We start from the raw sequence: 14953 nt of genomic DNA on the forward strand, positions 1-14953 counted from the left end.
CGTCCCGAAGGAGAGCCCGTGCCCGAGCGCGACCCGTACGCCGACCTGCCCGACCTGCCGAGCTTCACCCTCACCTCCGAGGACATCTCCGACGGCGGCCCGCTCGCCCCGGCCCAGCTCTCGGGCATCATGGGCGCCGGCGGCCAGGACGTGTCCCCGCAGCTGAGCTGGTCCGGGGCCCCGGAGGGCACGAAGAGCTACGTGGTCACGGTCTTCGACCCGGACGCCCCCACCCCCAGCGGCTTCTGGCACTGGTGCCTGTCCAACATCCCCGCCGACGTCACCTCCCTCGCGCGCGGCGCGGCGTCCGACCCTCCGGCCGGGGCGGTCAAGCACCGCAACGACGGCGGCACCGACGAGTACGTGGGCGCCGCCCCGCCCCCCGGCCACGGGCCGCACCGCTACATCGTGTGCGTGACCGCGGTGGGCGAGGAGCAGATCGACGTCGACGAGAGCGCCAGCCCCGCCGTCGTCAACTTCCAGCTCTTCAGCTCCGGGATCGCCCGCGCCTGCCTCACCGGGACGCACGAGGCCTAGGTGGCAGAACACCAGTGAGCCCTGATCCGGAGGTCCCCGGGACGGCGCCGATCCGGATGATCGCCAGCGACCTCGACGGCACCGTCCTGGGGCACGACTTCCGCTTCCGCCCGCGCACCGTCGACGCGATCCGCGCCGCCCAGGACAGCGGCATCCACGTGGTGTTCGTGACGGGCCGGCCCATGCGCTGGCTCGACCCGCTGCGCGAGCAGCTCGGCCACGAGGGCGTGGTCATCTGCTCGAACGGGGCGGTGGTCTACGACCTCAGCGCCGACCTGGTCGTGGAGTCGAGCCTGTTCCCGGCCCGGGACGCCTTCGCGGTCATGGACGAGGTCGCGGCCCGGCACCCCGGCACGCTGTTCGCGGCGGAGACCCTCGAGGGGGTCTTCACGGACCACGGGTGGGCCAGGACCGACCGGATGGAGGTCGGCGCCCCCCTGGTCGGGGCGCTGCGGGACCGGCTGCCGGAGGACCAGGGGCTGGTGAAGTTCCTGGCCAAGCTGGACACCGCCGAGCCGCAGGAGTACTTCCGGGCGCTCGCCGAGCTCGTGGCCGGCCGGCTGTCCGTGACGCACTCCGTGGCGGCGGCCCCGCTCGTGGAGATGGGGCAGAAGGGGCTCACCAAGGCGCGCACCCTCGAGCAGTACGCGGCCGAGCGCGGCATCCGCCCGCACGAGGTGATGGCCTTCGGCGACATGCCCAACGACCTCGAGATGCTCACGTGGGCCGCCCACGGCTACGCCATGGCGAGCGGGCACCCCGCGGTCGCGCGGGCCGTGGGCCGCACGGCCCCGCCGTTCGAGGAGGACGGGGTGGCCCAGGTGATCGAGGCCCTGCTGCGCGGCGGCCGACCTGGCGCGTCATGGGCGGGACAATCCGCTACCACGGGGTAACAATAGGGGGGTGACCCCTCCAGCGCACCGGCGCGACGCCCCCGCAGCCCTGGCCCACCGCGGTTTCTGCCGGGACGGTGCCGAGAACACCCTCGACGCCTTCCGGGCGGCCCGGGACCTCGGCTACGAGTGGATCGAGACGGACGTCAACACGACGGCCGACGGGGTGGTCCTGTCCTTCCACGACGAGACCCTCGACCGCGTCACCGGCGGCAGCGGGAAGGTCTCCGCCCTGACCTGGGCGCAGATCAGGGCCGAGCGCGTCGCCGGCGTCGGGCGCATCCCCCGCTTCGCCGACCTGCTGACGGAGCTCCCCGAGCTGAAGTTCAACGTGGACGTCAAGGACGAGGCGTCCGTGGCGGCCCTGCCGGCGCTGCTCCACGAGCTCGGCGCCGTGGACCGGGTGCGGGTGACCTCCTTCTCCGAGAGCCGCCGGCGCCGCACGCTGCGGCGGATCCGCGAGCTGGACGGCCGGACCGTGCCCACGTCCTCCGGCAAGGAGGGGATGCGCCTGCTGCTCGTGTGCTCGTGGCTGGGCGGGCCCACCTGGCGTCTCGCGCGGCGGGCGGCCGCCCGGTGGATCGAGCCGTTCGACACCGTGCAGATCCCCCGCCGGTACCGGGTGCGGGGCGGGGCCGAGGTCCAGCTCGTGACCCCCCGCTTCCTGGACTTCGCCCACCGGCACGGCATCGACGTGCACGTGTGGACCGTCAACGAGACGGCCGAGATGGCGGAGCTGCTCGAGCTCGGGGTCGACGGGATCGTCACCGACCGGGCCGACCTGCTCGCCTCCCTCCTGGCGCAGCGTGGACAGTGGCCGCCCTCCGGCGTGTGAGCCGTGGCACGACGGCGCGGCCCGTGGCAGGGTGGGAGCCATGACCGACACCGCCACGACCGGCACCGCGCAGCACGTCCTGACCGAGGTCCGCAACGGCACCGGGCACATCGTGCTCAACCGGCCCCGTCAGCTCAACGCCCTCACCGCACAGATGTACCGGGACCTCAAGGCCGCGCTCGACGCGTGGCGGGACGACGACGCCGTGCGCCACGTGCTCGTCACCTCGGCCTCCCCGCGGGCGTGGTGCGCCGGCGGCGACATCCGGGAGGTCCGCGACGCCGTGCTCGCCGGGCGGACGGAGGAGGCCACGGGGGTGTTCGCCGTCGAGTACGCCCTCGACTGCCTGATCGCGGACTACCCCAAGCCCTACGTGGCGCTCATGAACGGGATCTGCATGGGCGGCGGCATGGGCATCTCCGTGCACGGTTCCCACCGCGTGGTGGGTCCCTCCACGGTCATGGCGATGCCCGAGACGAAGATCGGCTTCTTCACCGACATCGGCGCCTCCTGGTTCCTGCCGCGCGTCTCCCGGCCGGACCACCGCGGCGAACCGGGCCTGGCCGTGGGCCGCTGGCTCGCCCTCGGCGGGCAGCGGCTCGGCGGCGCGGACGCCGTCGCCCTCGGGCTGGCCGACGTCCTCGTGGCGGACGAGGACTTCGAGGCCCTCGCCGGGGCCGTGGTGGAGGAGGGCCCGGAGGACGCCCTCTCCCGCTTCGCGCGCGAGCCCGAGCCGTCCTCCGTGGTGGCGCGGTGGGAGGAGATCGAGGAGCGCTACGGCGCCCCGACCCTCGAGCAGATCGTCGCCGCCGCGCCGGAGGACCTCGCGGGGATGAGCCCCTCCTCGCTGGTGCGCACCTTCGAGCTGCTGGAGCGCGGCGCGGCCGACGACAGCGTGCGCTCCTGCCTCGAGCGGGAGCTGCGCCTCGCCGCGGACACGATCGCCCGCCCCGACTTCGCCGAGGGCGTGCGGGCGGTCCTCGTGGACAAGGACAACCGGCCGGCCTGGGAGCACGCCTCCGTCACGGACGTCGACGTCGCGGCCGTCCGGGCCGTGCTCGACGAGAAGCTGCCGCTGCCCCGCTGACCGGCCGGCACCGGCCCGGCGCGCTCAGCGGCGGGACGGGTGCTTCCCGTTGTCGCTGACCACCGGCCGGGGAGGACCCCACCGGTCACCGGCCGGGGTGGGGCGGTCCACGAACCGGCGGTAGCCGAGGTACAGCACCACGGCCAGCGCCACGGTGACCACGGCGAACGAGGCGACGGTGTCCTGCGAGACCAGGCTGCGGACCACGCTGTGCAGCAGCGTGAACAGACCGCCGAGCAGCACGCCGTGGGCGAGCACCGGCCGGCGCCGCTCCACCGCCAGGCTCGCCCCCAGCAGCACGACGGACGCGACCAGGGCGATCACGCCGACGTCGCGGCTGTACCGCATGTGCTCGACCTCCCACGCCCCCCGTTCGCGCTCGTAGGCCGCCCACTGCTGCTGCTCCTCCGGGGCGAGCTCGCGGGTCTCCCGCGCCATCGCGACCGCCGGGGGCGGCGCGGGCTCCTCCGGGCCGGGGTGGACCGTGGCGACGCCGAGACCCACGGACAGGGCCAGCAGCAGCCCCAGGAAGAACGTGTAGACCGTCCGCATGACCCTGCCGTCCGTGCGGTCCTCGGCGCTGTCCTGCGTGCGGTCCTTCATGCGGCGTGCTCCGTCTCCCCCGCCGGTGCGGGACGTCCGTCCAGGGCGCCCGGGTCCGCGGCCGGCCGGCCGCCGGGGCGTGCTCACATTGTGGGGCGGGCCTGCTCCGTTGTCCACGTCCGTCACCTGGCCCGCGGGCCTTCCACCGTGTTCCCCGCCTGCCTACGCTGGAGTCCTCCGCGGCGGCCCACGGGACCCGGGGGCGCGAACGGAGCCGGGCGAGCACCGGAGGGCGGTGGGCCGCGCGCCCGCCGGAGAGGCGGTGGGGACCATGGTGGTCTTCGAGAACAGGGTCGAGGCCGGGCGGCAGCTGGGGAAGCGGCTGAGGTCCCTGCGCGGGCAGGACGTGGTGGTGCTGGGGCTGCCCCGCGGCGGGGTGCCCGTGGCCCACGAGGTGGCCCGCATCCTGGACGCGCCGCTGGACGTCATCGTGGTGCGGAAACTGGGGGTCCCCTCCCAGCCCGAGCTGGCCATGGGCGCCATCGGGGAGGAGGGCGCCCGCGTGCTCGACGAGCGGACCCTCCAGTACTTCGGGGTGACGGACGCGCAGCTCGAGCAGATCGAGGCGCGGGAGCGGGCCGTGCTCGAGGCGCGGACGGCGCGCTTCCGGGAGGGCCGGGAGCGGGTCGATCTCACCGGGCGGACCGCCCTGGTCGTCGACGACGGCATCGCCACCGGCTCCACGGCCCGCGTGGCCTGCCGGATCGCCCGCCAGCTGGGCGCCGCGCGCGTGGTGCTGGCCGTCCCGGTGGCCCCGCAGGAGGCCCTGGGCCGGGTGGTGGAGGCGGACGAGGTGATCTGCCTCGCGACCCCGCCGTACTTCACGGCCGTCGGCTACCACTACCGGGACTTCTCCGCCACCGAGGACGACGAGGTGGTGGCCCTGCTGGACGCCGCCCGGCGCCGCCACCAGCCGGAGCTGCCCGCGCCGCCCCGGGCGGGGCCGGCCGCGCACGGCTATCCGGTCGACGCCGACGTGCGCATCCCGGCCGGGAGGGAGCAGCTCGAGGCGCACCTGCACCTGCCGGCGCCCGGCGCCGGGGTGGTGGTCTTCGCCCACGGCAGCGGCAGCAGCCGGCGCAGCCCGCGGAACCAGTACGTGGCCTCCGTCCTGCAGCAGGCGGGGCTCGGCACGCTGCTGCTCGACCTGCTCACCCCCGGGGAGGAGACGGACCGCGGCAACGTCTTCGACATCGGCCTGCTCGCCGAGCGGCTGCTCCTGGCCACGGCGTGGCTGCGCGAGCAGCCCGGTTCCGCGGCGTCCCCGGTCGGGTACTTCGGGGCGAGCACCGGCGCCGGCGCCGCCCTGTGGGCCGCGGCCGAGCCCGGCGCGTCCATCGCGGCCGTGGTCTCCCGCGGCGGCCGGCCGGACCTCGCGGACGAGCGGCTGCGCTCGGTGCAGGCACCCACCCTGCTGATCGTCGGCAGCGAGGACTCCGAGGTGCTCGGCCTCAACCGGTGGGCGCAGGAGTCGATGCGCTGCCCCACCCGGCTGGCCGTGGTGGAGGGCGCCACGCACCTCTTCGAGGAGCCCGGCACGCTCGCCGAGGCCGCCGCGCTGGCCCGGGACTGGTTCCTGCGCCACCTCTCCCCGGCCGGGGAGCACGGCGACGGGACGTCCCGGTGAGCCCGCTCGGGCGCGGCCCCTCCCGGGAGGCCGGGGTCCTCGCGGAGATCCGCTCCCTCGCCCAGCCGCTGGAGACGGCGCAGGACCTCGACCCGCTCGTGGAGCGCTGCGCCGGCGCCCGGTTCGTGTGCGTGGGGGAGGCGTCCCACGGCACGCACGAGTACTACCGGTGGCGGGCCCTGCTCAGCCGCCGGCTCATCGAGGAGCACGGCTTCACCTGGATCGGGGTCGAGGGGGACTGGCCGGACTGCTGGCGGATCGACCGGTGGGTGCGCGGCGAGGCGGACCAGGACCTCGACGCCCACGGCGTCCTCGCGGGCTTCGAGCGCTGGCCCACGTGGATGTGGGCGAACGAGGAGGTCGCCGAGTTCCTCGACTGGCTCCGGGAGGAGAACGCCCGCCGGGCCGGCCACGAGCAGGTCGGCTTCTACGGCCTGGACGTCTACTCGCTGTGGGACTCGCTGCGGGAGATCATCGGCTGGCTCGGGACGAGCGCCCCCGAGGCGCTGCCCGCCGCGCTGCAGGCGTGGCAGTGCTTCGTCCCCTTCCACGAGGACCCGCACCGCTACGCGTGGCGGACGCGGATCGTGCCCGAGAGCTGCGAGGCCGACGTCGTCGCCCTCCTCGCCGAGGTGCGCCGGCGCACCATGGACCGGACGGCCGGGGACCCCGCCGCGTTCGACGCCGCCCTCAACGCCATGGTGGCGGTCGACGCCGAGCGCTACTACCGGACCATGGTGCGCGGCGACCGGCAGTCCTGGAACGTGCGGGACGAGCACATGGCGGACACCGCGGACCTGCTCTCCCGCCACCACGGGCCCGGTGCCAAGGGCCTGGTGTGGGAGCACAACTCCCACGTGGGGGACGCCCGGGCCACCGACATGTTCGACGCCGGGCTGGTCAACGTGGGTCAGCTGCTGCGCGAGCGCCACCCCGCGCACGAGGTGGTGCTGGTCGGCCTCGCCTCCTGGACCGGCACGGTGGTCGCGGCGGAGGCGTGGGGCGCGGCCGAGGAGGTGCTCGCCGTCCCGCAGGCTCGTGCCGGCAGCCACGAGGACCTCCTGCACCGGGCGCTGGAGGAGGACGCGGTGCTCGTCTTCGGCCGCGACCGCTCCGGGCCCTGGCTCTCCGGGAGGTTCGGCCACCGGGCCGTCGGGGTGGTGTACCACCCGTGGCGCGAGGCCGGCAACTACGTCCCCACCCGCATGGGGGAGCGCTACGACGCGCTGCTGTGGTTCGGGACGACCGCCGCCCTGCGGCCCCTGCACCACGAGGCCCCGCCCGAGGAGCCCGAGCTGGAGACCGAGCCGACGGGCTTCTAGAGGCGTCCCGGCGGAGCGGCTCAGACGCCGCTCTGCTCCCGGTGCGCCTCCTCGGGCGCGCCCGCCGGGGGACGGTCCTGGAAGAAGCGCCGGTGGCCGAGGACCAGCACCACCGCCAGGCCCACGCTCACGGCGACGAACGTCATGGTGGTCTCGCTGGAGGCGAAGCTGCGGCCGATGGCGTAGATCAGGGTGAACAGCCCGCCCAGCATCACCCCGTTGGTCAGCACCCTGTTGCGCTTCTCCAGCACGAGGCTGAGACCGAGCAGCACCACGGAGGCGCCCAGGGCCACGACCGCCACGTCGCGGCTGTAGCTCTGCTGCTCCTCCTGCCACTGCCGCCACTGCCGGTCGTTCTCCTCCATCTCCGCGCGCTGCTCCTCGGTCGGAGCGCCCCCCTCGGGCACGAACTCCATCCCCGCGGTCGACTCCGGCATCTCCGGCCCCGGATAGAACGTCTGGATCCCCAGGCCCACGAACAGGGCCAGCAGGGCCCCCAGGAAGAACGTGTAGACGATCTTCATCACGTTGTTGTCCACCGCGGACACCCCGCTCTCTCCCGGTCCCCGGGGTGGCCGCCGGACGGCGACAGAACCCGTGGGGATGCCCCGATTATCGCCCTGTCGCAGCTGCGAATCCAGTGTCCCCGGGGGCCGGTGGAGCGGGCCCCCGTCATCATGCGTCCCGGACCCCGCGGCCCTTACGCGCCCGGTCGGCGGTGTCTACGCTTGAAGGGTCGAGGCGGACCGCACCGGTCCCGCCGGCCGTCCGGGACGACGTCCCGGACGGCCGCGGCACCGGTGCCACGGGAAGGAGTCAGGTCATGGCCGGATTGATGCGCAGGGAGGGGCTGGAGATGCTCGAGCCCCTCCGACGCCTCCTGGAGGGGGACGTCGAGGCCTCCTGGCCCCGTGTGGAGGAGTACCGGGACGGCGACACCGTGGTGATCCGGGCGGAGCTGCCCGGCATCGACCCCGAGCAGGACGTGGAGCTCACGGTGGCCGACGACGTGCTCCACCTGCGGGCCGAGCGCAGGGAGCGGACCGAGCACAAGGACAAGGGCGGTTACCGCTCGGAGTTCCGCTACGGCTCGTTCTCCCGCGCCCTGCCGCTGCCCGCCGGGTGCCGGGACGAGGACATCAGCGCCGCGTACCGCGACGGCGTGCTGGAGGTGCGCGTGCCCGTCGCCGGGCACGTCGAGCCGCCCGCGACCCGGAAGATCCAGGTCACCCGCGGCTGAGGACGCCGCGCGCCGCCCGTGCGACGGCAGGCGGGACGGGGCGGTGCCGCCCGTCGGCCGTCATGCGGGCCCCGGGACCGGGGATCCGTTGTGACGGACCTCACCGGGTCCTATCGTGGAGACAGGCGGACCGGCCGGCCCGCCGGGAACAAGGGGGAACACCATGGGCGAGCCGTCGTCCGGAGGCCGGATCGTCGTGGGAGTCGACGGGTCCGGGTCGTCCAAGGCCGCGCTCCGGGAGGGAGTGCGGCTCGCCGAGGCCCTGGGCGCACCGCTCGAGGCCGTCATGTGCTGGGAGGACCCGCTGCTCTACGAGAGCTACCGCGTGGTGGACCCCGAGGAGTTCCGCCGCGGCAGCGAGCAGCTGTTCGAGAGCACCCTCGAGGAGGTGTTCGGGGAGCAGCGCCCGGCGAACCTGACCACCCGGCTCCTGCGCGGCCAGCCCGCCGCCCGGCTCATCGAGGAGAGCGAGGAGGCCCGGATGCTCGTGGTGGGCCGGCGGGGAACGGGCGGGGTGCTGGGGATGATCCTCGGCTCCGTCTCCTCGGCCCTCGTCTCCCACGCCAAGTGCCCCGTCCTCGTGGTGCGGCACTGAGCGGTCCGCCAGGTTCCTGGCGGCCGGAGCGCGCCCCGGGCACGGACCGCGGGCGCCGGAACGAAGGAGCTCGGCCATGGAGACACCGTCACAGCAGCGGATCCTCGTCGGCATCGACGGATCGGACTCCTCGAAGGAGGCCCTCCGGGCGGGGGACAGGATCGCCCGCGCCCTGGGCGTCCCGCTGACCGCCCTCATGTTCTGGGAGGGGCCGCCCCTCTACGAGGGCTGGGAGACCGTCGACCCGGACCGGCCGCCGGCCGGCAGCGTGGAGCTGCTCCGCTCGACGGTCGCCGACGTGTTCGGCGCGGACCCCCCGGAGCACGTGCGCGCCGAGCTGCTCCACGGACGGGCCGCGGCCCGCCTGGTCGAGGAGAGCGAGAACGCCCTGATGCTGGTGCTCGGGCGCCGCGGCCACGGAGGCCTGCGGGGCTCGGCCCTGGGCTCCGTCTCCAACGCGTGCATCGACCACGCCCACTGCCCGGTGCTGGTCGTCCGGCACTGACCGGCCGGCGCCGGACCACCCGGCGCGGGCCACGCGGCACCGAAAGGCCGGCTCCCGGCAGCCGGCCCGGACAAGGAGGTTCGGTCATGAACGCACCGACGGACCAGCGGATCCTCGTGGGGATCGACGGCTCGGAGTCCTCGATGGAGGCCCTGCGGCTCGCCGCGAGGCTCGCGGAGGCCCTCGACGCCCCGCTCGAGGCGATCGCGTGCGCGGGGGACCCCACCGTGCTGGACGCCGAGCTCCTCGTCGACGAGGAGGCGCTGCGCGCCAACCACGAGCGGATCCTCGCGCGCACGGTCGCGGCCGTCTTCGGGGAGGACGTCCCCGGCCGCCTGACCACCACGGTGACGCACGGCCGCCCGGCAGGCCGGCTCATCACGGAGAGCGAGACCGCGCAGCTGCTCGTGCTCGGCCGGCGCGGCCGCGGCGGGCTGCTCGGCTCCTCCCTGGGCTCGGTCTCCCACGCGTGCGTCTCCTACGCCCACTGCCCGGTGCTCGTCGTCCGGCACTGAGCCGGCCGGTCACCGTTCGCCGCGGGGCCCGCGGAGGGCGCGCAGGGCGTTGAGGATGGCCAGGAGGTCCACGACCTCCTGGCTGAGGGCGCCGAAGATCGCGGGGATCGCCCCGGTGGCAGCCACGAGCATGAGCACCACGGACAGGGCGATGCCCAGCCAGATGCTCTGCAGTGCCACCTGCATGGTGCGCCGGCCGATCCGCACCGCCGTCGCGGTCCTGGCGAGGTCCTCGGTGAGGATCACGACGTCGGCGGACTCACTGGCGGCGGTCGCGCCCCGGGCGCCCATCGCGACGCCGACGTCGGCGGCGGCGAGCACGGGGGCGTCGTTGACGCCGTCGCCGACCATGAGCACCGGACGGTGCGGGGCGCTGCGGACGGTGCGGACCTTGTCCTCGGGCAGGCACTCGGGCAGCACCCGGGTGATGCCCAGCGCCGCGGCGACGTGCTCCACGGTGGCGCGGGCGTCACCGCTGAGCACGAGGATCTCCCGGACCCCGAGCGCGGTCAGCTCGGCCATCGTGGCCGCCGCGTCCTCGCGCACCTGGTCGCTCATCACCAGGGTGCCGGCGAAGCGGCCGTCCACGGCCACGTAGACGGCCAGCTCGCCCGGCCCGAGCGCCTGCTCGACCACGTCCGGGGCGGAGCGGGCCACGTGGGCGCGCTTGCCGACCACCACCCGGCGTCCCTCCACGGTGGCGGTGACCCCGTGGGTGGCCTCCTCGTGGGCCTCCTCGGCCGGGGCCGGCACGAGCCCCCGGGCGAGCGCGGCGTCCCGCACCGAGGCGGAGAGCACGTGGGAGGAGTACTGCTCGGCGGACGCCGTCAGGCGCAGCAGCTCCTCCTCCGGGAACGGGGGGCGGGCGTGGACGGCCAGCAGCTCGGGGCGGCCGTAGGTGATCGTCCCGGTCTTGTCGAAGGCCACGGTGCGCACCGCGGCGAGCCGCTCGAGGGTCCCGGCGTTCTTGATGATGACGCCGTTGCGCGCCGCCCGGCTCATCCCGCCCAGGAACGCCACGGGGGCGGCGATCAGCAGCGGGCAGGGGGTGGCCACCACGAGCACCTCCGCGAAGACCACCGGGTCCCCGTGGTACCACCACGCCAGCCCGGCCACGAGGAGGGCGAACGCGGTGAAGGGCACGGCGTAGCGGTCGGCCAGGCGCACCACCGGCGCGCGGGACTCGGCGGCCTCCCGCACCATCGCCACGATCTGGGAGTACTGGCTGTCCGCCGCGGTGGCGGTGGCCCGCAGCACCACGGCCTGCTGCTCGTTGAGGACGCCCGAGAGCACCGGGTCTCCGGCGCGGCGGGTCACGGGCAGGCTCTCCCCGGTGATGGAGGACTCGTCGAAGTCGGCCTCCGCGCCGACCAGGCGCCCGTCCACGGGGACGACCTCGGCGGGGCGGACCAGCAGCTCGTCCCCGGGGCGGACCTCCTCGACCGGGACGTCCTCGACGGACCCGTCCGGGTGCCGCCGGTGGGCCAGCACCGGGGCCCGCTCGAGCAGCGCGTTGAGCTCCTTGCGGGCCCGGTTCGCCGCGTAGTCCTCGAGGGCCTGGCCACCGGTGAGCATGAGGACCACCACGAGGGACGCCAGGTACTCGCCGACCGCCACGGTCGAGCTGATCGCCGTGACGGCCAGCAGGTCCACGCCCCAGTGCCCGGCGACGATGTCCTCGACCATGCCCCACGCCACCCGGGCGGCCACGACCAGGGCCCACCCGGAGCCCAGCCACTGCGCCGGCCCCGGCTGCCCGGCGACCAGCAGCCCCACGACCACGGCGCCCACGGCCAGGGTCACGGCCACGAGCGGATAGCGCCGCGGGAACCCGAGCAGCCGCCCCGCGCGGCCGGGCTCGACGTCCAGGTCGGGGCGTGCGCCCACCGAGAGGCTCATGCGTCCATTGTGCTCCCGGGCCCGGCCGCGAGGCGCCGCTCGGTCTCGGCGATCCGCCGCGCGGTGCGCAGGAAGCTGTCCGGGTTCAGGGAGATCGAGTCGATCCCCTCCCGCACCAGGAACTCGGCGAAGTCGGGGTGGTTGCTGGGCCCCTGGCCGCAGATGCCGATGGGGATGCCCGCGGCGTGGGCCTTGCGGATCGCCTCGCTGATCATCCGGGTCACGGCCTCGTCCCGCTCGTCGAACAGCGCCCGCAGGGCCTCCGCGTCCCGGTCCACCCCCAGGACGAGCTGCGTGAGGTCGTTGGAGCCGATGGAGAAGCCGTCGAACCGAGTGGCGAACTGCTCGGCCAGGACCACGTTGGAGGGGATCTCGCACATCATGTACACCTTCAGGCCGTGCCGCCCGCGCTCGAGGCCGTGCTCGGCCATCGTGGCCAGGACCCGGTCCGCCTCGCCCACGGTGCGGCAGAAGGGGACCATGACCACCACGTTGTCGAAGCCGATGCGCTCGCGCACCCGCCGCAGCGCCCGGCACTCGAGGGCGAAGCCCTCGCGGTACCGGGGGTCGTAGTAGCGGGAGGCCCCCCGGAAGCCGAGCATCGGGTTCTCCTCGGGCTCCTCGAAGGCCGCCCCGCCCACGAGGTGGGCGTACTCGTTGGACTTGAAGTCGCTGAGCCGCACGATCACCGGCCGGGGGTGGTACGGGGCGGCGAGCTTCGCCAGGCCCAGCGCCAGCGTCTGCACGAAGTACTCCTGGCCGTCCGGGAAGCCCGCCGTCAGCTCCGCGATCCGCCGGCGGTCCGCCTCGTCCCGGACCCGCTCCGGGTGCACGAGGGCCATGGGGTGGACCTCGACGATGTTGTTGACGACGAACTCCATCCGGGCCAGACCCACCCCGTCGGCCGGCAGCCGCCACCAGCGGAAGGCCGCGGCGGGGCTCGCCACGTTGACCATGATCGCGGTGCGCGACTCCGGCAGCTCCCCGAGGACGACCTCCTCGACGTCGAACGGGAGGGTGCCCTCGTAGACCGTGCCCCGGTCGCCCGCCGCGCAGGAGACCGTCAGCTCCTGGCCCTCCGGGATCGTCCGCGAGGCGTCCCCGGTCCCGACGACGGCGGGCAGGCCCAGCTCCCGGCTGACGATCGCCGCGTGGCTGGTGGTCCCGCCGTGGTCGGTGACGATCGCGGCGGCGCGCTTCATCACCGGGACCCAGTCCGGGTCCGTCATCTCGGTGACGAGCACCGACCCGTCCCGGAAGGACTCGATGTCCGCCGCGGTGCGGACCACGCAGGCCGGGCCGGTGGCCACGGCGTCCCCGACCGCGGCGCCCACCGCGAGCACGCGCCCCTCGCCCCGGAGGTGGTGGATCGTGAAGCGGGTCCCGCTGCGACCGGCCTGGACGGTCTCCGGCCTGGCCTGCAGGAGGAACAGCTCTCCCGTCAGCCCGTCCTTCGCCCACTCCAGGTCCATGGGGCGGCCGTAGTGGTCCTCGACGAGCACGGCCCAGCGGCCGAGCCGCAGGACGTCGTCGTCGCCGAGCACCCACGCCTGCCGCTCCGCGGGGGAGGTCTGCACGAGCCGGGTGGCGGCGGCCCCGGCAGGGGCGTCGTCGTCGTGGACGAGCTTGTGCAGCTTGGCCCCCCGGGTCCGCTCCACGATCGGGGCCTCCGCCACGTCGAGGAGGGGCTTGAACACGAGGTACTTGTCCGGGTCCACGGTGCCCTGCACGACCGTCTCGCCCAGGCCCCACGTCGCGCTGACCACGGCCACGCGCGGGAAGCCGCTCTCGGTGTCGATCGAGAACATCACCCCGGAGCAGCCGAGGTCCGCCCGGACCATCTCCTGCACGCCGACGGACAGGGCGACGGCGAGGTGGTCGAACCCCTTGAGCTCCCGGTAGGTGATGGCCCGGTCCGTGAACAGGGACGCGTAGCACCGCCGGCACGCCTCCAGCAGCTCGTCCTCGCCGACCACGTTGAGGAACGTCTCCTGCTGGCCGGCGAAGCTCGCGTCCGGGAGGTCCTCGGCGGTCGCGCTGCTGCGCACGGCCACGGACAGCCCGGCGCGGCCCGTGCGCGCGGAGAGCTCCCGGTAGAACTGCCGGATCTGCCGTGCCGTCCCCGCGGGGAACTCGCCGCGCAGGAACAGCTCGCGCACGGCGGCGCCGGTCTCCCGCAGCGTGGCACGGCCCGCGCGGTGGTCCTCGAGCCGGTCCCGGAGGGCGGGCCCGATCCCGTTGGCCTCCACGTAGGACCGGTACGCGTCCGCGGTGGTCGCGAAGCCCCCCGGCACGCGCACCCCCCGCGAGGCCAGCTCCCGGACCATCTCCCCGAGGGAGGCGTTCTTGCCGCCCACCCGGGGGACGTCCGCGATCCCGAGCTCCTCGAACCAGTGGACCTCGGGGGCGGCCACGTCAGCTCCTCCGGCTCAGCAGGTCCGCGCAGGCCTCGTCGCACCGCTCGCACGCCTCGGCCACGAGGGCGCAGTGCTCGTAGACCTCGGCGTGCCGCCGGCACACGTCCCGGCACGCCCGGGCCGCGGCCCCGCACGCCTCGAGCAGCGGCACCAGCACGGCCCGGCCGTCCCCGGGCTCCGGGAAGCCGAGGCGGGCCAGCACCTGGGCGGTGGCCGAGCCGATCACCGCGCAGTCCTGCTCGGCGCGCAGGCAGTCGCGGAGGTCCGCGACGGCGTCCTCCTCCACGCAGGCGTCGGCGCCGATCCGGCAGATCTGGGCGGCCTCGAGGCACGCCTCGATGCACCGGACCTCCGCCGCCCGCTCCTCGCGCGCGAGCTCGGGGGCGGCGGGGTGCGCCATCAGGGCGCGGCTGATCGTGCTCACGGGGTGTCCTCCCTCTGGTGGGACGGTACGGGCCGGTTCAGCCCGCGAGGCGGGACCGCGGGGCGGCTCCGCTCCGTGCCCCCCGGCGCGCGGGCTCGGGGGCCCCGGGGCGGCGGCGGGCGTTCGCCCACCCGGCGAGCCGGGTCACGGTGCCGTGGCCGGGGAGCTCGGCGGGGAGGACGAAGTCGACGGCGGGCGTGCCGCGCACCGCGTCCTCGTGCTCCGCGGCCCAGCGCAGCAGGTCCACGGCGACCGGTTCGACGTGGTGGGCGGTGGTGAGGTCCACGACCACGGCGATGTCCGGGGCGAGGGTGCGGGCACGGCGGACGAGGGGGCACAGAGCCCGGTGGTTGAGCTCGGTGACGCACCCGCTGACGACGAGCCGGATGTGCCGGCCGTCGAGGTCGACCTGGACGAGAACGGACGGTTTGTGGTGCATGGTCTCTCCCCTGCA

16 protein-coding genes are annotated in these 14953 nt (G+C 75.0%); 10 read left to right on the forward strand and 6 right to left on the reverse strand.

Annotation, left to right across the window (positions count from 1 at the left end; translation table 11 throughout):
* Positions 1–18 precede the first annotated feature (18 nt).
* Genes RF640_RS10070 through RF640_RS10085 form a run of 4 tightly spaced genes read left to right on the forward strand, consistent with a single transcriptional unit; the run spans position 19 to position 3352 of the window.
* Positions 19–537 carry a YbhB/YbcL family Raf kinase inhibitor-like protein gene (locus RF640_RS10070; protein ID WP_035925930.1) on the forward strand — a complete coding sequence of 173 codons (519 nt, stop codon included), beginning with the start codon at positions 19–21 and terminating at the stop codon, positions 535–537.
* Between the two features lie 14 nt (positions 538–551).
* Positions 552–1430 (forward strand): HAD family hydrolase, encoded by an 879-nt coding sequence (locus RF640_RS10075; protein WP_229587237.1) that lies wholly within the window; start codon positions 552–554, stop codon positions 1428–1430.
* Positions 1431–1440: 10 nt separating this feature from the next.
* On the forward strand, positions 1441–2265 hold the full coding sequence (locus tag RF640_RS10080) for a glycerophosphodiester phosphodiesterase family protein (RefSeq protein ID WP_035925932.1): 825 nt from the start codon (positions 1441–1443) through the stop codon (positions 2263–2265).
* 40 nt (positions 2266–2305) lie between these two features.
* On the forward strand, positions 2306–3352 hold the full coding sequence (locus RF640_RS10085) for an enoyl-CoA hydratase/isomerase family protein (RefSeq protein ID WP_035925933.1): 1047 nt from the start codon (positions 2306–2308) through the stop codon (positions 3350–3352).
* 24 nt (positions 3353–3376) lie between these two features.
* Here RF640_RS10085 and RF640_RS10090 read toward each other — a convergent pair whose 3' ends face one another.
* Positions 3377–3955 (reverse strand): hypothetical protein, encoded by a 579-nt coding sequence (locus RF640_RS10090; RefSeq protein WP_115162283.1) that lies wholly within the window; start codon positions 3953–3955, stop codon positions 3377–3379.
* Between the two features lie 271 nt (positions 3956–4226).
* Between RF640_RS10090 and RF640_RS10095 the strand changes: the two genes are divergently transcribed.
* Complete coding sequence (locus RF640_RS10095; RefSeq protein WP_031282285.1) at positions 4227–5582, forward strand: phosphoribosyltransferase; 1356 nt, start codon at positions 4227–4229, stop codon at positions 5580–5582.
* The gene (locus RF640_RS10100) at positions 5579–6904 is read left to right on the forward strand and encodes an erythromycin esterase family protein (protein ID WP_144836465.1); all 1326 of its coding nucleotides are present in this window, start codon (positions 5579–5581) and stop codon (positions 6902–6904) included. Before RF640_RS10095 ends, RF640_RS10100 begins: the two co-directional genes overlap by 4 nt.
* Before the next feature lie 20 nt (positions 6905–6924).
* Here RF640_RS10100 and RF640_RS10105 read toward each other — a convergent pair whose 3' ends face one another.
* On the reverse strand, positions 6925–7443 hold the full coding sequence (locus RF640_RS10105) for a hypothetical protein (RefSeq protein ID WP_147284769.1): 519 nt from the start codon (positions 7441–7443) through the stop codon (positions 6925–6927).
* Positions 7444–7727: 284 nt separating this feature from the next.
* Between RF640_RS10105 and RF640_RS10110 the strand changes: the two genes are divergently transcribed.
* The 4 genes from RF640_RS10110 (at position 7728) to RF640_RS10125 (ending at position 9759) form a co-directional block, all read left to right on the forward strand.
* The gene (locus RF640_RS10110) at positions 7728–8144 is read left to right on the forward strand and encodes an Hsp20/alpha crystallin family protein (protein ID WP_031282283.1); all 417 of its coding nucleotides are present in this window, start codon (positions 7728–7730) and stop codon (positions 8142–8144) included.
* A gap of 163 nt (positions 8145–8307) precedes the next feature.
* A complete protein-coding gene (locus RF640_RS10115) occupies positions 8308–8739 on the forward strand; it encodes a universal stress protein (RefSeq protein WP_035925940.1) in 432 nt (143 codons plus the stop codon).
* A gap of 76 nt (positions 8740–8815) precedes the next feature.
* Positions 8816–9244 carry a universal stress protein gene (locus RF640_RS10120; protein WP_017832081.1) on the forward strand — a complete coding sequence of 143 codons (429 nt, stop codon included), beginning with the start codon at positions 8816–8818 and terminating at the stop codon, positions 9242–9244.
* An 86-nt stretch (positions 9245–9330) separates the two neighbouring features.
* Positions 9331–9759, forward strand: coding sequence for a universal stress protein (locus tag RF640_RS10125; RefSeq protein WP_017832080.1), 429 nt, complete (start codon positions 9331–9333; stop codon positions 9757–9759).
* A 9-nt stretch (positions 9760–9768) separates the two neighbouring features.
* Here the strand turns inward: RF640_RS10125 and RF640_RS10130 are convergent, their stop codons facing one another.
* Genes RF640_RS10130 through RF640_RS10145 form a run of 4 tightly spaced genes read right to left on the reverse strand, consistent with a single transcriptional unit; the run spans position 9769 to position 14938 of the window.
* Positions 9769–11658 carry a heavy metal translocating P-type ATPase gene (locus RF640_RS10130; protein ID WP_284562734.1) on the reverse strand — a complete coding sequence of 630 codons (1890 nt, stop codon included), beginning with the start codon at positions 11656–11658 and terminating at the stop codon, positions 9769–9771.
* Positions 11655–14072 (reverse strand): phosphoenolpyruvate synthase, encoded by a 2418-nt coding sequence (gene ppsA / locus RF640_RS10135; RefSeq protein WP_368827717.1) that lies wholly within the window; start codon positions 14070–14072, stop codon positions 11655–11657. The genes RF640_RS10130 and ppsA overlap by 4 nt, the downstream gene beginning before the upstream one ends.
* Position 14073: 1 nt before the next feature.
* Positions 14074–14499: a four-helix bundle copper-binding protein gene (locus RF640_RS10140; RefSeq protein WP_109222240.1), complete on the reverse strand. Its 426-nt coding sequence runs from the start codon at positions 14497–14499 to the stop codon at positions 14074–14076.
* A 37-nt stretch (positions 14500–14536) separates the two neighbouring features.
* Positions 14537–14938 carry a hypothetical protein gene (locus RF640_RS10145; protein ID WP_017832076.1) on the reverse strand — a complete coding sequence of 134 codons (402 nt, stop codon included), beginning with the start codon at positions 14936–14938 and terminating at the stop codon, positions 14537–14539.
* Positions 14939–14953: the final 15 nt, after the last annotated feature.

This window comes from Kocuria sp. CPCC 205231 (assembly GCF_040980965.1).
Taxonomy (GTDB): domain Bacteria; phylum Actinomycetota; class Actinomycetes; order Actinomycetales; family Micrococcaceae; genus Kocuria; species Kocuria rosea.

What these genes read in the sequence shown, in the direction of transcription:
- RF640_RS10085 (WP_035925933.1), top strand. Translation starts at nt 2,306, where the DNA reads ATGACCGACACCGCCACGACCGGCACCGCGCAGCACGTCCTGACCGAG.
- RF640_RS10090 (WP_115162283.1), bottom strand. Translation starts at nt 3,955, where the DNA reads ATGAAGGACCGCACGCAGGACAGCGCCGAGGACCGCACGGACGGCAGG.
- RF640_RS10095 (WP_031282285.1), top strand. Translation starts at nt 4,227, where the DNA reads ATGGTGGTCTTCGAGAACAGGGTCGAGGCCGGGCGGCAGCTGGGGAAG.
- RF640_RS10110 (WP_031282283.1), top strand. Translation starts at nt 7,728, where the DNA reads ATGGCCGGATTGATGCGCAGGGAGGGGCTGGAGATGCTCGAGCCCCTC.
- RF640_RS10115 (WP_035925940.1), top strand. Translation starts at nt 8,308, where the DNA reads ATGGGCGAGCCGTCGTCCGGAGGCCGGATCGTCGTGGGAGTCGACGGG.
- RF640_RS10120 (WP_017832081.1), top strand. Translation starts at nt 8,816, where the DNA reads ATGGAGACACCGTCACAGCAGCGGATCCTCGTCGGCATCGACGGATCG.
- RF640_RS10125 (WP_017832080.1), top strand. Translation starts at nt 9,331, where the DNA reads ATGAACGCACCGACGGACCAGCGGATCCTCGTGGGGATCGACGGCTCG.
- RF640_RS10130 (WP_284562734.1), bottom strand. Translation starts at nt 11,658, where the DNA reads ATGAGCCTCTCGGTGGGCGCACGCCCCGACCTGGACGTCGAGCCCGGC.
- RF640_RS10145 (WP_017832076.1), bottom strand. Translation starts at nt 14,938, where the DNA reads ATGCACCACAAACCGTCCGTTCTCGTCCAGGTCGACCTCGACGGCCGG.